Raw genomic sequence first — 18713 nt, 5'->3', positions numbered from 1 at the left:
ATTTAATTAAAAAATTATGAATTACGAAAGTACTAATTTTGTGCATCGTAATTCATAACTTATACCGATAAAATTACATTTCGATAATAACTTCGGCAGTGTTTTTACGCACTTTTTTTAGATCTTTCATATAATCATCTTCGGCTCTAAAACCAACAGGTAATACTAATACTGATGTTAAATTATGCTTGTCTAAACCTAAAATTTCATCGTATTTTTTAGGGATAAAACCTTCCATTGGGCAAGAATCTATTTGCTGGTTTGCCGCAACGGTCATTAAATTTCCTAAGGCAATATAGGCTTGATTTTTATTCCAGATGGTTAATTCTTCTTGAGTTTTACTGCTAATAGTATCTGTTAGCATTTTTTTAAACGGTGCTAAAATTTCATCAGGCGTGTTTCTTACTTTTTTTACCAATGAAAAATAAGCCTCCACTTCCGATACCTCATATTTTTTTGGAATACATAAAACCAATACATGAGAAGCTTGTGCTATTTGTGGCTGATTCCAAGAATGGGCTACTAATTTTTGTTGGATTTCTTTATTTTGAATAACCAGCATTTTAAGAGGCTGCAATCCGAAAGAAGTTGCCGTTAAATTAAAAGCCTCTTTTAAGGTTGTTATTTGTGTGTTTGAAAGTGTTTTATTTTCGTCAAATTTTTTAACAGCATATCGCCATTTTAAATTTTCTATACTATTCATTTTTTTGAATTTATTTATCAGGCAAAAATACAATTGCTTTTTAGGAAAATTAGTATTTGAGTATTATAAAAATTAATAGTTGAATTTATTTAATATTTATAGTTGTTTTTTAATTTTATTTAAAAACATTTTATAGCTAAAAAACCGAATCCGTCAACCTGAATTTATTAACGTTTATCTGTTTTGAAAAATACTTTTTTAAAATTTAAACAGATTAATAGTTAAATCATTTATTATCGAAATAATGTATTTTTGCGTACAAATAACACCTAATAATAATGATACTAAAACAAGAAATAAAATTAGCTGTAGATGCCGTAGTTTTTGGCTATGAAGCGGGGAATATTTCTATATTATTGATAAAAAGAAAATACGAACCTTTTAAAGGAAAATGGGCAATTCCAGGGGGTTTTATACTTGCTGACGAATCGTTAGAAACCGCTGTTGAAAGAGAATTATTAGAAGAAACAGGTGTTAAAATTAATTATTTAGAGCAGTTATATACTTTTGGAAACCCAGAAAGAGATCCTAGAAAAAGAGTGGTAACTGTTGCTTATTTTGGGCTTGTAAAACCAAATTGTTTTAAACTAAAAGCCAGTACTGATGCTGAGCAAGCCCAATGGTTTTCTATTGATAAATTGCCAGAATTATCTTTCGATCATCAAGATATTTTAGACAAAGCAATAAATCGTTTACGAGCAAAAATAACCTATGAACCGATTGGTTTTGAACTATTAGAAAGTAAATTTCCTTTTTCAGATTTAGAAAAACTCTACGCAACACTTTTAGGAAGAGCGGTTGATAGACGTAATTTTCGAAAAAAAATAAAGAACTTGAATATTTTAGATGAATTGGATGAAAAAACATCAAAAGGCTCAGGACGACCCGCTAAACTGTTTCAATTTAATGAAAAACGTTTTTTTCAACTAAAAAAAGAAGGAATTATCTTCGATATTTAAACAGTTAAAAACATAGTTAGTGTTGTTTTTACGCAAATTAGTTGTGAGATATAATAATATGAAATATATTTGTGTCATAATTACGCAAAATAACGCTAAAAATGTAGGCTATGAACGGATTATTATTAACGGACGGTTACAAAACAGGGCATCATCAACAATATCCAAAAGGAACAGGTTTTGTTATTGGTTTGTTAGCAATAAGCAATCACAAAAAGATATGAAAAATAAAATTGATGACATTTTTATTTCAGATGAAATAATCTATCATTATACTAAAACACAAACTGTGTATGAACACATATTACATACTAAAAAATTAAGACTTTCAGATAGAAAAACCTCAAATGACCCAATAGAAAATGTAATAGATAGATGTATCGTTAAAAGTTCTTATGGTTATTTAGATACTAAAAAAGCAGACAATGAAACAGCAGATAAAGTTTCTAAATATATTTTAGAAAAGATTAATAACTGTAAACAATTATGTTTTTGCAAAAACAATGATAATCCTGAATTGCAAAAATTCATGATATTACCTTCTGAATATTATGGTTTTCTTAAACCAAGAATGTGGGATCAATACGGAGATAAATATAATGGTGTTTGTTTAGTTTTCGATAAAAAAATACTAAAAGAAAATAACCCAGATACTTATTCAAATGACATCGAATATATTAATTATGAAGAGTTCTTTAGGAGTAATATAAGTATTGACTTAAATAATCTTTATAAGATTGGATTAAATGAATATTGTAGAGATATCCTAGAAAAAATTAAAAACGTAAGTTTTTTAAAACATAAAGATTATTCTGGCGAAAATGAATACCGTTTTATTTCTTTTTCAAATTCAGAAACCTATTTAAATATTGGAAATAGTTTAAAAGCAATAATAGTTTCAAGAAAAAATCTATCCAATTTTGCAGATAAACGGTTTATTGAATTTACAACCAAAAATAACATAAAACTATTCTACATAAAATGGGATAATAGTGGTTATCATATACAATCAAAAGAAGATTATGATAAAGATTTACAAATGGTATCAGACTTAATCTCTAGGGTTAAAGACAATTAAATCTAGTTGCTAACACCGACATGATTGTTACACAACTCAAAAAAAGTATTTAAAGAGTTTATTACCTTTATTTAAAAAACACAATTAATTGATTTACAGTGATAATTTTTTTATTTTTAGTAAATGCACAAGGTTTTAAAGTATTAGATACTCATATTGGCGCTATTTATGGCGATAGCATCACTACTGACAGCGCCGAACAGATCTGTAAACAATTACACGATAAAGGTTTTGCTTCGACAAATATTGTGTTAGGAATCGGTTCATTTACCTATCAATATAATACTAGAGATACTTTTGGTTTTGCAATGAAAGCGACTTCGGTTGTTGTTAATGGCGAAAGAAGAGAAATATTTAAAGATCCAATTACGGATGATGGAATTAAAAAATCAGCAAAAGGTTTGGTTAAAGTTGTTATAGAAAATGGAGAATATAATTTAATTGACCAAGTTTCAGTAGCTCAAGAAAATGAAGGTGAGTTAAAAGAAATTTACAAAGACGGTCAATTTTATAATACTACAACCTTAAATGAAATTAGAGAACGCATCAATCAAAATATAAATAGTACTGTTTTAGTTTAAAAATAAGTTATGAATTACGAAATAAAGAAATTTAATGACGGGCAGGTAACTGCTAAAATCCTTGAAAAAGGAAATTTACATGTTAAAATAAGAGGAAATACTTATGAAGATTTATTCCGTATTGCATCGATAAAAGAAGCTTGGGATGCCGAGAATCGTTTACATAAAACAGCCACAGCGATACTAACGATGTATTGTTTGATAGGGCAGCGTTCTGACAGACGGTTTAATGAAAAAGAATCTTTTGATTTAAAAGTAATTGCTAATTTTATAAATTCAATGGGTTTTGATAAAGTGGAAATTTTACATCCGCACAGTTCAATAAGTTTAGCGTTGATTGATAATTCTGTAGAATTAAAAAGTTATGAATATGTAAAAAAAGCCTATCATGCTATTGGAAACCCCGTATTGATAAGCCCAGACGCAGGAGCATACAAAACAACGCACGAAATAGCAGAAAAATTAGAAGCAGATTTAATTCCGTCAAATAAAGTACGAATAGCGGGAGCACCAAAAATAACAATTCAAGGAGCTGTTAAAAATAAAGAATGTTTAATTGTGGATGATTTAGCCGATGGCGGAAGAACGTTTAATTTTTTAGCCAAGGAATTGAAAAATCAAGGAGCTACTAAAGTATTTTTATATGTAACACACGGACAGTTTAATTATGGTTTTGATGAGTTAAAAGAAAATATCAATCATATTTATTGTACCAATAGTTATAAAGATATTACGGATGATTTTGTAACGCAGTTTAAAGTGGTTTAAAGGGGAAATAAACTGCTTAAAAAAAGAGTGAAAAAAGAAGCGGTAGAAAAAATAATGACATCAGAAAAATCAACTAAAATGTTTTAAGCTTCAAAATGAGTAATAAAGAGTATATATTTGTTATAAATTATTATTATGAAAAAAATATTTATTACTGTAATTTCGGCAGCTTTTGTTTTATTAAGTTGTAAAAATGATAAGGAAACAACGAATTCTCAAAATGGAGAAACAATTGTGGAATCGCAAAAAAAAGAAGTTTTAACACCTGCTGTTTGTTTGCTAGAAAAGCTTTCAGTAAGAGTTACTCCTAAATCAAAAGGAAAATGGATTACCTCGATGAGTTTAGGGGAAAAAATTGAATTTACAGGGGAGGAAGTGACTGATTCTGTTTCTAAAAAATTATATTACAAGGTTAGGTTAATTGATGGAAAAGAAGGTTGGACTAGAGCAACTTTTTTAGCTGTTAATGGTAAGGTTTCAACATTACTTAAAGAAGCAAATGTTTATAAAAGACCTGATTTATTAACTAAAACGAATAAAAAATATAGTGCAATGGATATTATTGCTGTTTTAAAAACGCAAGATGATTGGATGCATGTTAAAGGTAAAAGAGCTGAAGGACAGTATATTGAAGAGGCTTGGATTAAATCAGGAAATTTATCTGAAGCTTCAGTAGATGTTGCTGTTGCTAAATTTGCAGGACTAGCAATAGCTTCAGGATCAATGACCGATAAAATAAAAGCATTAGAGAAAATTACTAATAATGCTGATTTTTCATCATCAAGTCTTATAGCTGTATTACAAGCAAAAATAGAGGATTACAAAGCTAAAAATCAAAAGATAGATAATAATATAGAGGTTTCGGAATAATTAATTCGTAGTATCTATAAACAAAAAAGATGTAACATTGATGTTACATCTTTTTTGTTTCTTAAAAGAAAAAATTTAATATAAACTCTTATATTTACTAGGATTTGCTTCATTCATAATAGCATATATTTTTTCAAAAATATCTTCAGCAGATGGTTTTGAAAAATAATCACCATCGGTACCATAAGCAGGTCTGTGTGCCTTTGCTGTTAAGGTTTGTGGCTTGCTATCTAAATGTTTATATCCATTTTGATTTTCTACAATTTCTTGTAATAAATACGCCGATGCTCCACCAGGTAAATCTTCATCAACTACTAACAAACGATTTGTTTTTGCTACCGATTTTACCGTGTCATGATTGATATCAAAAGGAAGTAAACTTTGGGCATCAATAATTTCGATATCAATACCAACTTGGGCTAATTCTTTTGCTGCTTCTTCTACAATTCGCAAGGTAGAACCGTAAGAAATTACCGTCATATCAGTTCCTTCTTTAATGATTTCCACTATACCGATTGGCGTTTTAAAATCACCTAAATTAATTGGTAATTCTTCTTTTAATCGGTATCCATTTAAACATTCTACAACTAAAGCTGGGTCATCACCTTGTAATAAAGTATTGTAAAAACCAGCTGCTTTGGTCATGTTCCTAGGCACTAAAACGTGAATTCCACGAATATTATTTATAATTCCACCCATTGGAGAACCTGAATGCCAAATTCCTTCTAAACGATGCCCACGAGTTCTAATAATTAACGGCGCTTTTTGCTTTCCAAAAGTACGGTAACGAAGTGTTGCCAAATCGTCACTCATAATTTGTAAGGCATATAATAGGTAATCTAAATATTGAATTTCAGCAATTGGGCGTAAACCACGCATTGCCATTCCAATACCTTGTCCTAAAATAGTAGCTTCACGAATTCCTGTGTCTGAAACTCTTAGCTCGCCATATTTTTCCTGTAAACCTTCTAAACCTTGATTTACATCACCAATATAACCAGCATCTTCACCAAAAATTAAGGCTTCAGGATATTTTTTGAAAATAGCATCAAAATTATCACGCATAATAAGACGCGCATCTACTAAATTCTCTTCAGCGGCATATTTAGGCGCTTCCGCGGCTATTTTTTCAGGAGAAAAAGTGGTTTCGCTTAGTAAATGTGACGAAAACTTAACAGCCGCATTATCAATAGCATCTTTAATAAATTTTTGAAGTATTTTCTTTTCGGCAAAATCTTCGTCTTTTAAATAACGTAAACTTTTACGCGTTGCAATTAAAATATCTTTTCTAATTGGTTCAACAACACTTGCTAAATCATTTTTATATTTGGTAATAAAAGAGCCATTGTTACTTTTTTCAGCAACGGTTTCTAGTAAAGAAACAGCCATGACAACTTCCGCTTTTATTTCGTTTGTATAAGCGCTCCAAGCATCACGTTTTGCTTTGCTTACTTGTTTTTTAGCTTGTTTTTCGATATCCATTAACTCTTCTTCAGAATTAACAAATTTTAAAATAGCCCCATTTTCATCTTTTAATTCAAATTCTAAAATCCATTTTCGCATTTGAGAAATACAGTCAAACTCTTGTTCCCACTGCAATCTTTCTGTCGATTTATAACGCTCATGCGACCCTGAAGTTGAATGTCCTTGAGGCTGTGTTAATTCTTTTACATGAATTAATACAGGAATATGCTGTTCTCTAGCAATTTTTCCTGCTTTATTATAGATGTCAATTAACTGTACATAATCCCAACCGTTTACCACAAAAATTTCATAACCATTGGTATCGTTTTCTTTTTGAAATCCTTTTAAAATTTCAGAAATACTTTCTTTGGTTGTTTGATATTTTGCATGTACCGAAATACCGTATTCATCATCCCAAACATTCATTACCATTGGCACTTGTAAAACACCGGCAGCATTAATTGTTTCAAAAAACAAGCCTTCTGAAGTACTTGCATTTCCGATAGTTCCCCAAGCAACTTCGTTTCCTTTATCAGAAAAATCAGTAAAATGTTCTAAACCTTTTACATTTCGATAAATTTTAGAAGCCTGTGCCAAACCTAATAAACGAGGCATTTGTCCTGCGGTTGGTGAAATATCTGATGATGAATTTTTTTGAGCCGTTAAGTTTTTCCATTTTCCGTTTTCATCTAACGAATGTGTAGCAAAATGACCACCCATTTGTCTACCTGCCGACATTGGCTCAACCTCGATGCTATTATGCCCGTATAAACCTGCAAAAAATTGTTGCGGAGTTAGTTCGTTAATCGCCATCATAAAGGTTTGATCACGGTAATACCCTGATCTGAAATCACCATTTTTAAACGCCTTAGCCATTGCCAATTGAGGCACTTCTTTACCATCACCAAAAATTCCGAATTTTGCTTTACCTGTCAAAACTTCTCTACGCCCTAACAAACTACATTCTCTACTCAAGCGTGCAATTCGATAATCGTTTAAAACATCGTTTTTAAAATCTTCAAAAGAAAGTTGTTTTGTACTGGCTATTTCGGTTTTTTGCGTCATAATTATCTATTTTTTGGTCTGGTTACAAAGATAGCTTTTTTAGTCTAAATTTAAAAATTTACGCATTTATTGACTATTATTCATTTTAATATGTTTTTTTAATAAAATTATTGAATTATCTGTAAAAAACAAAGTTATGTAATGCCTTTAATACTTTTTTTAATTTAAAACGATGGACAATACAGTTGTTTTATAAATACTTCAATTATTTATTCTTGTCAGTTTGTGTTTAGCTGCTAAAAAGAGTTCGGGTTTTTAGAGGCGTAATTTTTTTATAAACAAAAAAACCGCTCGAACTGACAGAATTGTTTATAAAAAATCCCTACTTATAAAGTTGTAAATTTTATCAATACTCGTTGTAATTACGAATCTTATTTTTGTAGGATAGGCTTGTTTTGTTATTTCAAAGCCTTGATTTGTGTAAATAGGGAAGTGAAATTCAAGAAAATTTGGAATAAAATTTAGTCGGATGCCATTTTCGTAATAATATTTTGGCGCAGTATTTTTATTTTTTAATAGGGCAAAATTAGTATAAATTTCAGTCCATTTAAAAACAGAAATACTAGTGTTTATAGCAGTGATTAATTCATTTGAAAATTGAGGGTTTTTAAACTTAGATTTAAAACCGCCTTGATCTACAATGTATTGCTGGCTAAAAAAACCTTGACTTTCTGAACGACCGAATAATTTTTGTTCAAATAAATAATCAGAACCATTATTTAATGCAAAATTATAATAATTACTTTTCAATATATTGTGTAAAAAGTAACCTCCGAAAAAACGCAGCTCGTAGCTTTTGTTTTCTGTAAAAAATGTACGGTATCTAAAATCGGTTGTTATTTTACTGAATTTTGAATTAAACTCTGTATTAATAGCGTGAGTAGTGCTTGTAATGGCGTTAGAATATGCGTAAATGTATTTTAAACTTACAATATTGTATTTGTCTTGCTCTTTTTTAGGTTTGTTAATTTCAGGGTCTTTATCTATGCTAATTAATTTTGCATGTATTAGTTTAAAATTATTTTTACGAAGTACATTTTGCTTAAAAATTACGCTTACAGCAGGTGAAAAAGTAGTGTATTCAAGTTCTGGAGCGTAATGAAATCGACTACCGCTAAAGCTGTAATGTATTTTGTAAATACGTGCATCTTTTATAAAATGATTATAAGAAAAGGAATAAGAACCTGTTAAATTATTACTTTTTGTGCTATAATTAGGTTTGAGGCTATATTCAAAATTTTTAGTAAGTAGTGATTGATTGTTAATTTTAATTCCCAGTATAGCTCCATCATATAAATTGTAATTAAAACTAGGATAATAAAATAATTGATGATAATAAGGGTTTTCTATATCTTGAAAAAACCGAAATTGTAGCGGCTTATTAATTAAATGATTGTTTATTTTTCTAAAATTATTTAAATAGTTGTATTCAGGATATATTTTTTCAAAATTTAAAGCCAATTTATCAAAATTGCCTTTTTTAATTTTAATTGTTTTTATAGTATTTGTTCCTGTAAGCCATTTTTTTAATTTTATGTCCTTTTTTTGTAATCCGTATAGGGCAATTGGCGCCGCGTAATTTCGGTTATTTTTTATAGTAATCTCTAAAGAATCGTTACTTTTGCTGCTTTTTATTTTGGTAATTTTGTAATCAATTTTTTTCGTTGTTTTAATATATTCATTAAAAAACCAATCTAAATTTTTTGAGGTATTTTTTTGAAGTATTTTTTGAAACTGCCGTGTTGTACTTAATTTTAATTGCTTTTTCTCATAAAATTCCTGTATTGATTTCACTAAAGTATTTCCACCGATAAAATCTTGAAGATATAATAATCCTAAGCCCGCTTTGTATTTATTAACAATTTTACGATTGAAGTTTGAAAGAGAATCGGCAGGTGTATTTAAGGTTTGATCATGAAATTTTCGGGCATTAAGTTGATACACAAAAGCATGTTTTTCTAACTGTTTTAATTTAGCTATATTATATGTTTTTAAAGGCCAATAATTAGAATATTTACCTAAAACAGTTACTTCAGGATAATATTCTTTCATATATTTTATCATTAAAAAAGTTTCTAAACCATCGGTTAGCCAATAATCATTGCGTTTATTTAATAGCAAAACATCTTCAATGTATTTTCGGGTAAGTGCTTTAAAAAAGTTAATTTCCCACTTAAAATTTTTAGGAAATGGATCTAACCAACGTGGAAGCTTGTAAATTTCATGGAGTGAATTTTTAGTAACGGTACTAGCATCAACAAAAATTTTTGAATGCGGATGCTTTCCTAGTAATTTTTCAATAAACTCAATTTGTTTGTTGATAATTTTTGAGGTTGTTTTATAAGAGATTTTATGTAGATAAGCATCTGTTTTTATTTCTTTATTTTTTGCTTTAAAAGAAGTGAAATTATTAATAGTGTCAATATGAATAATAATATCTTTTTTCTGTTTTCCGATTAAATAATAATTATGTCGTTTTTTTAGAGTTGTTTTCTGCTGATATAAATTACTTTCAAGCGTGTATTTTTTAGGAATATCAATATTGATACTATAATTGGTGGGGTTTTCATATAAATCATCAATATTTAAATTACTCATTAAATGCCATTTATTGTTGTAAACAGCAGGGGTGAGGTGCCAAAATCGTAAATGATACCCATTTTTTGTTTTTCCGTATCGGGTAAATTTAGCGTTCGGAATTTTTACAATATAGGTGGCTGAAATTAATATACTATCTTTTGGTTTTAAGGTTTTATTTAAAACAACTTCAATTATATCTGCTGCTGTTTCTTTTAATAGCACTTGCTGATAATTTACATTGATGCTAAAAAAATGAGTATTTCCTTTCTCTTTTTCTTTAGCGAAATAAAAGTTTTTATTATCATTATTAATAAAACGTTTTGCTAAAGGAGTGTCATTATTTTTAAAACTATTTGCCCAGTTGTGTAAAAAAACAGCCCTAAGGTTATCGGGTGAATTATTATAGAAAACGATTTTCTGCTGAATATAAAGTAGGTTTTTTGTAACCTCTAGCTTTGCTTTTATTTCAATAGAATTTGTTTGTGCCGTTAGTGTATAACAGTACAAAAATAGGAGTTGTATAAAAAGGTGTAATGGGTGTTTCAAATTTAAAAATAATTTAAAAGTGAAAATTAAAAAGCTCGTTGAATTTTAGTACAACGAGCTTTTGGTATTTTTAGAAATTTGGTTTTAATTGATGTTTCGCATAAAATTTATTTAAGTGATCAATCGCTTCATCGGCAGTATCGACAACTCTAAATAAATTTAGGTCTTTTTCGCTAATATTTCCTTCTTCAATTAAGGTGTTTTTGATCCAATCTAATAAACCACCCCAGAATTTTTTACCTACTAAAACAATCGGAAAACGTCCAATTTTTTTAGTTTGAATTAAGGTAATTGCTTCAAATAATTCATCCATAGTACCAAAACCTCCAGGCATTACCACAAAACCTTGTGAGTATTTTACGAACATTACTTTACGAACAAAAAAGTAATCGAAATCTAAACTTTTTCCTTGGTCAATCCAAGGATTGTCGTGCTGTTCGAAAGGTAATTCAATATTTAAACCTACGGAAACTCCTTTACCTCGATGTGCGCCTTTATTACCAGCTTCCATAATTCCTGGACCTCCACCAGTAATTACCCCAAAACCATTTTGTGTTAATTTAAAAGCAACTTCTTCAGCTAGTTTGTAGTATTTATCTTCAGGTTTTGTTCTTGCAGAACCAAAAATAGACACACAAGGACCAATTTTACTTAATTTTTCATATCCTTCTACAAACTCAGCCATAATTTTAAAAATAGCCCAAGAGTCGTTTGTTTTTATTTCGTTCCAGGTTTTTGGTTGTAATTTTTCTTTAATTTTTCTATCATCATTCGGGCTCATATTCTCGTTTTTTATAATTTATGTACTAAGTAACACTGCTAAAATTACTTTTTTAGCAAGCTTACTAATGTACTTTTTTTAATGAGAATAGCAATAAAAAAATGATTTTTTTTAAAAAAGAATTTATTTTTTAACTTAAAACTGTTTTTTTGATAGAGAAATACGCAGAGGAAGTTTCTTATAAAATTATCTTCGGAATTTGTTGTTGCCATAAATTATAATAATGTCCTTTTTTAGCATATAAAACCGCATGATTTCCTTGTTCTAATACTTTTCCCTTTTCTAAAACGACTATTTCATCGGCATTAATTACTGTACTTAATCTATGAGCGATAATTATAATTGTTTTATTTTCTTTACGTAGTTTTTCTATCGCTTTTTGAATATAATTTTCAGAGGTCGAGTCTAACGAAGAAGTTGCTTCATCTAAAACTAAAACTTCGGGTTGCTTGTACAAAGCATGTGCAATAGCGATTCGTTGTTTTTGCCCTCCTGATAATGTTGCGCCATTTTCACCTAAATAGGTATTAAATCCGTTTGGTAAACTTTCTATAAAGTCTAAAATTCCTATTGATTTACAAATATCAATGATTAATTCCATATTAGGAGCAAAACTTCCAACAGCAATATTATCAATAACATTTCCTGCAAATAAATCTATTTTTTGAGGAACGACACTTACTAATTCACGCAAACTTTCATGTTGAATATATTTCAAATCTAAATTTCCGATAGTAATTCCCCCTTTTTGTATCGGGTATATATTTTGTAATAACGAAATTAAAGTCGATTTTCCTGAACCACTTTCGCCAATAATAGCGGTAATAGTTCCTTTTTTAAGTTTTAAATTAAAATCAGTAAAAACTTGTACTCTTGTACCGTATCTAAAAGCGACATTTTTAAATTCAATATCATCAATTTTTTCTTTTGTAAGCACTACTTTTTCCGAGTTCTCTTCACGCTCTAAATCCATTATTTCAAACAAACGATCTGCTGCAATTAAAGCACTTTGTATTTGTTTATTAGCACCAATTAAACTTGCCACAGGATTCATAAAATATCCAATAATAGCATAAAAAGACATTAATTCTCCTGTGGTGATTTCTCTTTCAATTACAAAATAAGAACCACTCCAAAGTAAAATAATCGTAAATAATTGAGCTATAAAAGTAGTAGATGTTCCCGAAAAAACGGAGTTTAAAGCCGATTTATATCCAACATTTAACAAACTGATAAATCGTGTTTCTGTTTTTACATTTGCAAAACTTTCTAAACCAAAACGTTTAATAGTTCCTACGGAATTTAAAGATTCTACTAACTGACTTTCTAAATCGGCAGAGCTTTCCATTATTTTACGTTCTGTTTTTTTATTTAGCTTATTTATAATTAAATAAATGACTAAATATAATGGAATAACCAGCAACATAATTAATGCTAACTTCCAATAATACATAAACATAATACCAAAAGAGAAGAACAAAATAAGCACATTAACCGTTAAACTTAAAGAAACATCATTAATAAATGTTCTTATTTTAACGGCATCGTTAATACGAGAAATAATTTCTCCTACTCGCATGGTATCAAAAAACTGCTGTGGTAATTTTAGTAAATGTTTATAATATCCTAAAATTAAACGAGCATCTATTTGTTGCCCACTTTTAATCAAAAATACATCTTTAAAAACACCAATTATTATACGAAGTACAAGCAATGCAAGCATTATTATACTCAACAAATTTAAAAGCTTAGTGTTACCGCCTATTAATACGTGGTCGGTAATTTTCTGTATATAAATAGACATTGAAAACCCCAATAAAGTATAAATAACAGCACCTACGAAAGCTTGTAATAACACAAATTTATGAGGTTTTAATAAAAACCAAAACCGCTTTAAAACAGATACTTTTTCATTACCTATAACAAAATCTTCTTTTGGTAAAAGCAATACCAAAACGCCTGTCCATTCCTTTAAAAATGCTGAATGTGTTTTTTTATGGATTTTCCCATCTCCTGGGTCCATAATTTTTATATACTCTTTAGTAACTTCGTAAATAACCACATAATGTTGTAATTGTTCTTTAACGATTATATGGGCTATGGCTGGTTTTGGTATTTTAAACAAACTATCTAATTCACCACGGACACCTTTTGCTTCAAAACCTAATTTTTCTGATGCTTCTATTAAACCTAATACATTCGTTCCTTTTTTATCAGTACCTGCATATTGGCGAATACGTGCAATAGGAAGTTGTAAGTTATAATGTGCCGAAATAGATGCTAAACATGCTGCCCCGCAATCGGTAATATCGTGTTGTTTTATAGTGATTTTTGCCATTCTTTTTCAATTTAAGAACGACAAAGAAAGCTTTGTTTACTGCAATTTATTTGCAGGGAAGGGGAATTATAATAGTGTTATTGATTATTTGGTCTATTAACTAATTAGTGTAAAATTGTATAACCAGAAGAATATATATTAATATAGCTAATAACCATTAATAAAGGTGATTGCAAAATTTATTATTTCAAATTCTTATTTTTTTTTTATTTAGAGGCTGTTTAAATTTCATCTGAAAAAAAATATAACAGAAAAATAAGAAATCGCATTGTTAACCTAAAATTATTTTAGGTTCGCATCCTGATTTGCCGTAGTTCTCCTTTTGATGCGATGCTGAAATAAATTCAGCACGACGTTTATCTCTTTAGAAAAACATTTCCTTTAAAATTTAAACAGGCTCTTAAAAGGTAAATTAGAAAAAATAAAAATCAATATCTGTAATTTTTCTTTTATATTCTTTTTTTAAGTCAAGAATTTTTTTATCTTTTATTTCTTGAGAAAATAGATTAGACATTTTAGTTTGAAAAATTAGCAAATCTAACTCTTCTTTTATTTTCTTTTTATGTAAATCAATTCCCTCTGAATGAAAACTATTTATTATCATAAATTTAAGTTGCTAGTAATTTACCAAAAATTATTCCTAATATTAAAATTACTCCTAATACTATAATACGGATTTTTTTTTTCATATTTCTAAAATTCACAAAAAACAGATTATTTAAAAGTTTTTTTACCTGTAATTTTCTAATGAAGGCTTTTAAACTCCATCATTTTAGTCTGAAAACCGAAAATGATGGAGTTTAAAAGCCTAAAAGTATTATTATCCTGCTAAATATTTTCCAAAACTCCAACCAGCTTTGGCTACATCCCAAAAAAAGTTGAATCTATTCAAAGTAGGGAAAGGTAATCTTCCTCCATTAATTTCCTTTAATTCTTTTTCTGATAATTCAATTAAATTTTCCATAGCTTAGTTTTGTATATATTTATGATAGATATAACTAGCTGTTGTTGAATATATAAAAATATCTGCAGCTATAAATAAAAGAGGTAAAATTCCTCCATCGATATTTTCCATTTCATTAGCACTCAATTCCTGAACCCCAAAATCATTTAAATTTTTCATAAAATTACATTTTTATAAATTACTATTTCTTTTTTTGATTGTATTTTTTTTAATTAATAACAATCGGCATCAAAACAAATTATATGTGCACCTATTTGTTTTGATACCACAAACATAACCGTGTTCACTGCAATTAACTTGCAACGAATAAATTAGTTTGTAAAAAATAACTACCTCCAAAAATTTTAGTAACCTCGTTATTTGTTAATACACTTACTGAAATAGATACTTTTAAATCAAAATCATTACAATAATGATAGGTTTTTCTACTTCTACTATAACAAATATTCGCATTGTAATCTTTCAGTTGTTCTACCAATAAATATACAGAACGCTGGCTTATTTGAAGTAAGTTAGCGAGTTCTTTTGGTGTACCTGTATTTTGATTGGTAATTAAATTATGTAATTGTTGTAAGCGTTCTAAATTTTTTAAATTTTTCATAGAAGGATTTTTTGAAACTTGATTATTTCATGTAAGTTTATAGATGAAATAATTTTCGATTTTTCGATTAAAAAAATGGTAATAATTATGTAATAGGATTTAACCAATCATCCATTTTATCGTAGAGTAGGTCAAAAAGTGTGCGTTCTGTAAGTTCAAAACGAGCATTAGCAAACATTCCTTTTTTTAAATGTCCTTTAAAACCATTTTTAAGTTGTAAAAAATCTTGATTTAACGAACATAAAACTTTAAACATTGGTGTATTATTAACCATTTCTACATCATTACCAATTGCAGTGATACTGCCAGTAGCCAAACCCCATTGGTTATAATTAAAAGCAGTTACTTGAAACTTTACTTTGTTTCCTTTCTTTAATAAACCAATATCCGTAGGGTTTATATAGCATTCTACGATTAAATCTGATTGCGGTGAAATGTCGGCTAATTGTAATCCGTTAGGAATAAAACTTCCTTTTTCAATTCCTTTCACATTTAATAAAGTACCTGTAATCGGGGCTTTTATTATGGATAAATTACTACTTTCTTTCAATTGAATTTGATTATTTTCTAATTCTTTTAATTGATTCTGAGAGTTTACTAACTGATTTTGCCAAGTACTAAATTGTTGTTTTTTATGTTGCGTAGTTGCGTTTAAAGCTAAATCATATAGTAGTTTACTATCATTAAGCGTTACTTTAGCAATAACACCTTTTTTAAATAATTTTTGATTACGCTGATAATCCTGCTTAATTTTAAAAAAACGAGTATTAAATTCACTTAACTTTTGTTGATAAAAGCTATATTCTTGTTGATATTTTAAAGATTGTAATTTAATTCTGTTTTTTTTAGGGCTAAATAATAATTTTAAATCTTCAATAAAAACCTTGGTTTCATTTAATTGACTTGTAGTATTTTCAATTTTATGATTCATCGCTATATTATCAATAATCAACAAGGTATCTCCTTTTTGTACCTTTAAATTATTTTTAAGTTGATGAAAAAAAACATTTCCACTAGTACTACTTTGTATTGCCATTCTCTCTTTATCTGACCTTATCAATCCTTGAGAAGTGTTGTAAATTGTAATTTTAATAAAAGGTAATGATATTAAAGCCAATAGTATTGCTAGCAATATTACATTGTAAACAATTTTGCTTTTTTTAGAATGTTTGAATTGATGTACTTCAACACTGTTTTCTATAATCTCTTTTGGAAATATTTGTTTCATATTTTTTTTGCCTAACAATTTTTTAATTTAAAGAAAGTTTTCTGCTTTTTACAGATACTGTGGGTAAAGGAATATAGTTTTGTTTTAAAATAAGATTGTTTTTTTTCTGATAAGTTTTTGTAAAAGTAAATTTTAAAAAAGCTCCTGTCAATACCCAATACCCCTAATTGAGCTTTAGGGTTAACCCTAATTGAAATAGGGTTAACCCTATTTTTGTTAACATTTCATTAACATAAATAGGGGCTTTTAGTTTTTTTAAAGGTAGTTTTATTGCTTAATTTATTGTTTTTTAAGGTGTTGTGTAGTTGGCTGCTTTTTCGGGAGTTCCTGTTACTAAAACTTCGCCACCAGAAAGCGTGGTGGATTTCTGCCCTAAAGTGATATTCCTAAGTCAAGATCTTTTATGGTTTTTAATTTTCGATGTATTTTTGGTGTTAATTCAAAGAAATGGGTCGCCTGATCGATGGTCATATTTAAAACATCAGAAATTGACTTTCCTTGGCAGGTTTCACCACGCACACCTTTTGCTTCAAAACCTAATTTTTCTGATGCTTCTATTAAGCCTAATACATTCGTTCCTTTTTTATCAGTACCTGCATATTGGCGAATACGTGCAATAGGAAGTTGTAAGTTATAATGTGCCGAAATAGATGCTAAACATGCTGCCCCGCAATCGGTAATATCGTGTTATTTTATAGTGATTTTTGCCATTCTTTTTCAATTTAAGAACGACAAAGAAAGCTTTGTTTACTGCAATTTATTTGCAGGGAAGAGTTTTTTCTAGTTTAAATAATCAAAACCTAAAATATTTTACAATTAGAATAATAATAAAAGGAATTAAATTATTTATTCCATGAAGAATATACGACCTAGATATTCCATATTTATAAGCAATATACCCTAAATAAAGACCTCCAGTAAATTTTGGTATAATTTTTAAGTAAGCTTCTACGTTTATACTTTCATAATTTTTAAGATGAGCAATAGAAAACAATATAGCAGTTATTATTATTACAATAATAATATTTTCATCAACGAAACGTTTAATTCGGAAAATTAAATCATTATTAACTAAAGTTAGAATACCTAAAATAATTATTAAACTAATAATTGATAATGAAATAAAATTGAACTTAAAAAAACATAAAAGGACAATTAAAATCGCTACAAGCGATACAAAAAATATTTTTTTTGATAAACTTAAAACACCTCTAAAACACAACTCTTCTATTAAAGGAATCAAAAAAACATATGTTACAAAAATGCCAATAGTTAATTTTGAAAAATCATCTTCATCTATAAAAGGTTTTTTATATATATGATTAATAATTTTCAAAATTAACATGTTGAAAGTAAAAACAAATATAAATAAATAAATAAAATCAAACTGAATATTTTTATCTTTAAAAGAAAACATAATTTATAAATTAGAAGAAAGGCTCTTTTGTTATTATAACAAAAGAGCCTTTTGTTTTTAGTTACAACACCAATCCCAAGCATCAGATGCCCTATCTGCAACCCATCTACCAGCAGTACATATACCATCACTAACTGCATGAGCTGCGTAACCGATATCCTCTACTAAACCACCTCCATTTATCTCAACTAATTCTACTGAACTTAACTCTTTACAAAAATCTAAATTTTTCATTTTTTATAATTTTAAATATTTAACAAGCACAGTCTCCATAAGAATCCCAACCATTACCTAATCTATCTTTGAAATCATCCCATCCTTTGTCGATTTCTTTTAGTACCTTCCAAGCTTCAGAAATCCATTCTCCTCCATCAATTATCTGTTGCTCAGATTTACTTATTTCTAAAACTCCAAAATCATTTAAATTTTTCATAAAATTACTATTTCTTTTTTTGATTGTATTTTTTTAATTAATAACAATCGATATCAATTCAAATTATATATGTGCACCTATTTATTTGTTTTGATACCACAAACATAACTGTGTTCACTGCAATTAACTTGCAACGAGCAAATTAGTTTGTAAGAAATATCGTGTTGTTTTATAGTGATTTTAAATTTCATATGAAAAAAAATAGAACAGAAAAATAAACACCGATTAACATCCCCAGAATAGTACAAGATAAAAATATATATACATTTATATTGCTTGGTAATTTTTTTTCTATTTCTAAAATTAACTTTTTCATTGTTTTTTTGATGTTTTATAC

Annotated in this window: 19 protein-coding genes and 1 pseudogene; 6 read left to right on the top strand and 14 right to left on the bottom strand. The window is 28.3% G+C overall.

Annotated elements, in window-relative coordinates:
• Positions 1–73: 73 nt before the first annotated feature.
• Positions 74–703, bottom strand: coding sequence for an NAD(P)H-dependent oxidoreductase (locus tag DPIF8902391_RS05535; protein WP_172505258.1), 630 nt, complete (start codon positions 701–703; stop codon positions 74–76).
• A 278-nt stretch (positions 704–981) separates the two neighbouring features.
• On the opposite strand from DPIF8902391_RS05535, the gene DPIF8902391_RS05530 reads away from it, so the two are divergent.
• The 6 genes and pseudogenes from DPIF8902391_RS05530 (at position 982) to DPIF8902391_RS05505 (ending at position 4959) form a co-directional block, all read left to right on the top strand.
• Positions 982–1662 (top strand): NUDIX hydrolase, encoded by a 681-nt coding sequence (locus DPIF8902391_RS05530; protein ID WP_058885618.1) that lies wholly within the window; start codon positions 982–984, stop codon positions 1660–1662.
• A 110-nt stretch (positions 1663–1772) separates the two neighbouring features.
• On the top strand, positions 1773–1886 hold the full coding sequence (locus DPIF8902391_RS05525) for a nicotinamide phosphoribosyltransferase domain-containing protein (RefSeq protein ID WP_159459682.1): 114 nt from the start codon (positions 1773–1775) through the stop codon (positions 1884–1886).
• A gap of 65 nt (positions 1887–1951) precedes the next feature.
• Positions 1952–2740, top strand: coding sequence for a DUF2971 domain-containing protein (locus DPIF8902391_RS05520; protein WP_172505257.1), 789 nt, complete (start codon positions 1952–1954; stop codon positions 2738–2740).
• A gap of 104 nt (positions 2741–2844) precedes the next feature.
• Positions 2845–3321 (top strand): annotated as a pseudogene (locus DPIF8902391_RS05515) (nicotinate phosphoribosyltransferase); the annotation flags it as partial.
• 9 nt (positions 3322–3330) lie between these two features.
• The gene (locus tag DPIF8902391_RS05510; RefSeq protein ID WP_172505255.1) at positions 3331–4089 is read left to right on the top strand and encodes a phosphoribosyltransferase family protein; all 759 of its coding nucleotides are present in this window, start codon (positions 3331–3333) and stop codon (positions 4087–4089) included.
• A gap of 135 nt (positions 4090–4224) precedes the next feature.
• The gene (locus tag DPIF8902391_RS05505) at positions 4225–4959 is read left to right on the top strand and encodes an SH3 domain-containing protein (protein WP_058885615.1); all 735 of its coding nucleotides are present in this window, start codon (positions 4225–4227) and stop codon (positions 4957–4959) included.
• Between the two features lie 75 nt (positions 4960–5034).
• On the opposite strand, the gene DPIF8902391_RS05500 is transcribed toward DPIF8902391_RS05505, so the two are convergent.
• From DPIF8902391_RS05500 to DPIF8902391_RS05440, 13 genes are all read right to left on the bottom strand, one after another.
• Positions 5035–7488 carry an alpha-ketoacid dehydrogenase subunit alpha/beta gene (locus DPIF8902391_RS05500; RefSeq protein WP_172505254.1) on the bottom strand — a complete coding sequence of 818 codons (2454 nt, stop codon included), beginning with the start codon at positions 7486–7488 and terminating at the stop codon, positions 5035–5037.
• Between the two features lie 309 nt (positions 7489–7797).
• The gene (locus DPIF8902391_RS05495; protein ID WP_172505253.1) at positions 7798–10575 is read right to left on the bottom strand and encodes a gluzincin family metallopeptidase; all 2778 of its coding nucleotides are present in this window, start codon (positions 10573–10575) and stop codon (positions 7798–7800) included.
• Positions 10576–10684: 109 nt separating this feature from the next.
• On the bottom strand, positions 10685–11395 hold the full coding sequence (locus DPIF8902391_RS05490) for an LOG family protein (protein ID WP_101902931.1): 711 nt from the start codon (positions 11393–11395) through the stop codon (positions 10685–10687).
• A 178-nt stretch (positions 11396–11573) separates the two neighbouring features.
• Positions 11574–13733, bottom strand: coding sequence for a peptidase domain-containing ABC transporter (locus DPIF8902391_RS05485; RefSeq protein WP_172505252.1), 2160 nt, complete (start codon positions 13731–13733; stop codon positions 11574–11576).
• Positions 13734–14145: 412 nt separating this feature from the next.
• A complete protein-coding gene (locus tag DPIF8902391_RS05480) occupies positions 14146–14337 on the bottom strand; it encodes a hypothetical protein (protein WP_172505251.1) in 192 nt (63 codons plus the stop codon).
• Between the two features lie 216 nt (positions 14338–14553).
• A complete protein-coding gene (locus tag DPIF8902391_RS05475) occupies positions 14554–14697 on the bottom strand; it encodes a bacteriocin (protein WP_172505250.1) in 144 nt (47 codons plus the stop codon).
• 3 nt (positions 14698–14700) lie between these two features.
• Entirely contained in the window at positions 14701–14856 is a 156-nt protein-coding gene (locus DPIF8902391_RS05470; protein ID WP_172505249.1) for a class IIb bacteriocin, lactobin A/cerein 7B family, read from the bottom strand.
• A gap of 133 nt (positions 14857–14989) precedes the next feature.
• On the bottom strand, positions 14990–15298 hold the full coding sequence (locus tag DPIF8902391_RS05465; RefSeq protein ID WP_101902926.1) for a DNA-binding protein: 309 nt from the start codon (positions 15296–15298) through the stop codon (positions 14990–14992).
• A gap of 85 nt (positions 15299–15383) precedes the next feature.
• Positions 15384–16526: an HlyD family secretion protein gene (locus DPIF8902391_RS05460; RefSeq protein WP_172505248.1), complete on the bottom strand. Its 1143-nt coding sequence runs from the start codon at positions 16524–16526 to the stop codon at positions 15384–15386.
• 372 nt (positions 16527–16898) lie between these two features.
• Entirely contained in the window at positions 16899–17207 is a 309-nt protein-coding gene (locus tag DPIF8902391_RS05455) for a cysteine peptidase family C39 domain-containing protein (RefSeq protein WP_239772101.1), read from the bottom strand.
• 112 nt (positions 17208–17319) lie between these two features.
• Complete coding sequence (locus DPIF8902391_RS05450) at positions 17320–17943, bottom strand: CPBP family glutamic-type intramembrane protease (protein WP_058885611.1); 624 nt, start codon at positions 17941–17943, stop codon at positions 17320–17322.
• Positions 17944–18000: 57 nt separating this feature from the next.
• Positions 18001–18177 (bottom strand): hypothetical protein, encoded by a 177-nt coding sequence (locus DPIF8902391_RS05445; RefSeq protein WP_158508519.1) that lies wholly within the window; start codon positions 18175–18177, stop codon positions 18001–18003.
• Between the two features lie 19 nt (positions 18178–18196).
• Entirely contained in the window at positions 18197–18376 is a 180-nt protein-coding gene (locus DPIF8902391_RS05440; protein WP_172505247.1) for a hypothetical protein, read from the bottom strand.
• Between the last annotated feature and the right edge of the window lie 337 nt (positions 18377–18713).

The organism is Tenacibaculum finnmarkense genomovar ulcerans (assembly GCF_900239495.1).
GTDB lineage: Bacteria > Bacteroidota > Bacteroidia > Flavobacteriales > Flavobacteriaceae > Polaribacter > Polaribacter ulcerans.
Note: the sequence above shows the minus strand (reverse complement) of the source record. Positions and strands in the feature narration are given on the sequence as shown.

Excerpts from the sequence above, each read along its gene's own strand:
- DPIF8902391_RS05450 (WP_058885611.1), bottom strand. The coding sequence starts at position 17,943 with ATGTTTTCTTTTAAAGATAAAAATATTCAGTTTGATTTTATTTATTTA.
- DPIF8902391_RS05525 (WP_159459682.1), top strand. The coding sequence starts at position 1,773 with ATGAACGGATTATTATTAACGGACGGTTACAAAACAGGGCATCATCAA.
- DPIF8902391_RS05510 (WP_172505255.1), top strand. The coding sequence starts at position 3,331 with ATGAATTACGAAATAAAGAAATTTAATGACGGGCAGGTAACTGCTAAA.
- DPIF8902391_RS05490 (WP_101902931.1), bottom strand. The coding sequence starts at position 11,395 with ATGAGCCCGAATGATGATAGAAAAATTAAAGAAAAATTACAACCAAAA.
- DPIF8902391_RS05470 (WP_172505249.1), bottom strand. The coding sequence starts at position 14,856 with ATGAAAAATTTAAATGATTTTGGGGTTCAGGAATTGAGTGCTAATGAA.
- DPIF8902391_RS05505 (WP_058885615.1), top strand. The coding sequence starts at position 4,225 with ATGAAAAAAATATTTATTACTGTAATTTCGGCAGCTTTTGTTTTATTA.
- DPIF8902391_RS05500 (WP_172505254.1), bottom strand. The coding sequence starts at position 7,488 with ATGACGCAAAAAACCGAAATAGCCAGTACAAAACAACTTTCTTTTGAA.
- DPIF8902391_RS05460 (WP_172505248.1), bottom strand. The coding sequence starts at position 16,526 with ATGAAACAAATATTTCCAAAAGAGATTATAGAAAACAGTGTTGAAGTA.
- DPIF8902391_RS05485 (WP_172505252.1), bottom strand. The coding sequence starts at position 13,733 with ATGGCAAAAATCACTATAAAACAACACGATATTACCGATTGCGGGGCA.
- DPIF8902391_RS05535 (WP_172505258.1), bottom strand. The coding sequence starts at position 703 with ATGAATAGTATAGAAAATTTAAAATGGCGATATGCTGTTAAAAAATTT.
- DPIF8902391_RS05480 (WP_172505251.1), bottom strand. The coding sequence starts at position 14,337 with ATGATAATAAATAGTTTTCATTCAGAGGGAATTGATTTACATAAAAAG.
- DPIF8902391_RS05475 (WP_172505250.1), bottom strand. The coding sequence starts at position 14,697 with ATGGAAAATTTAATTGAATTATCAGAAAAAGAATTAAAGGAAATTAAT.
- DPIF8902391_RS05445 (WP_158508519.1), bottom strand. The coding sequence starts at position 18,177 with ATGAAAAATTTAGATTTTTGTAAAGAGTTAAGTTCAGTAGAATTAGTT.
- DPIF8902391_RS05465 (WP_101902926.1), bottom strand. The coding sequence starts at position 15,298 with ATGAAAAATTTAAAAAATTTAGAACGCTTACAACAATTACATAATTTA.
- DPIF8902391_RS05530 (WP_058885618.1), top strand. The coding sequence starts at position 982 with ATGATACTAAAACAAGAAATAAAATTAGCTGTAGATGCCGTAGTTTTT.
- DPIF8902391_RS05440 (WP_172505247.1), bottom strand. The coding sequence starts at position 18,376 with ATGAAAAATTTAAATGATTTTGGAGTTTTAGAAATAAGTAAATCTGAG.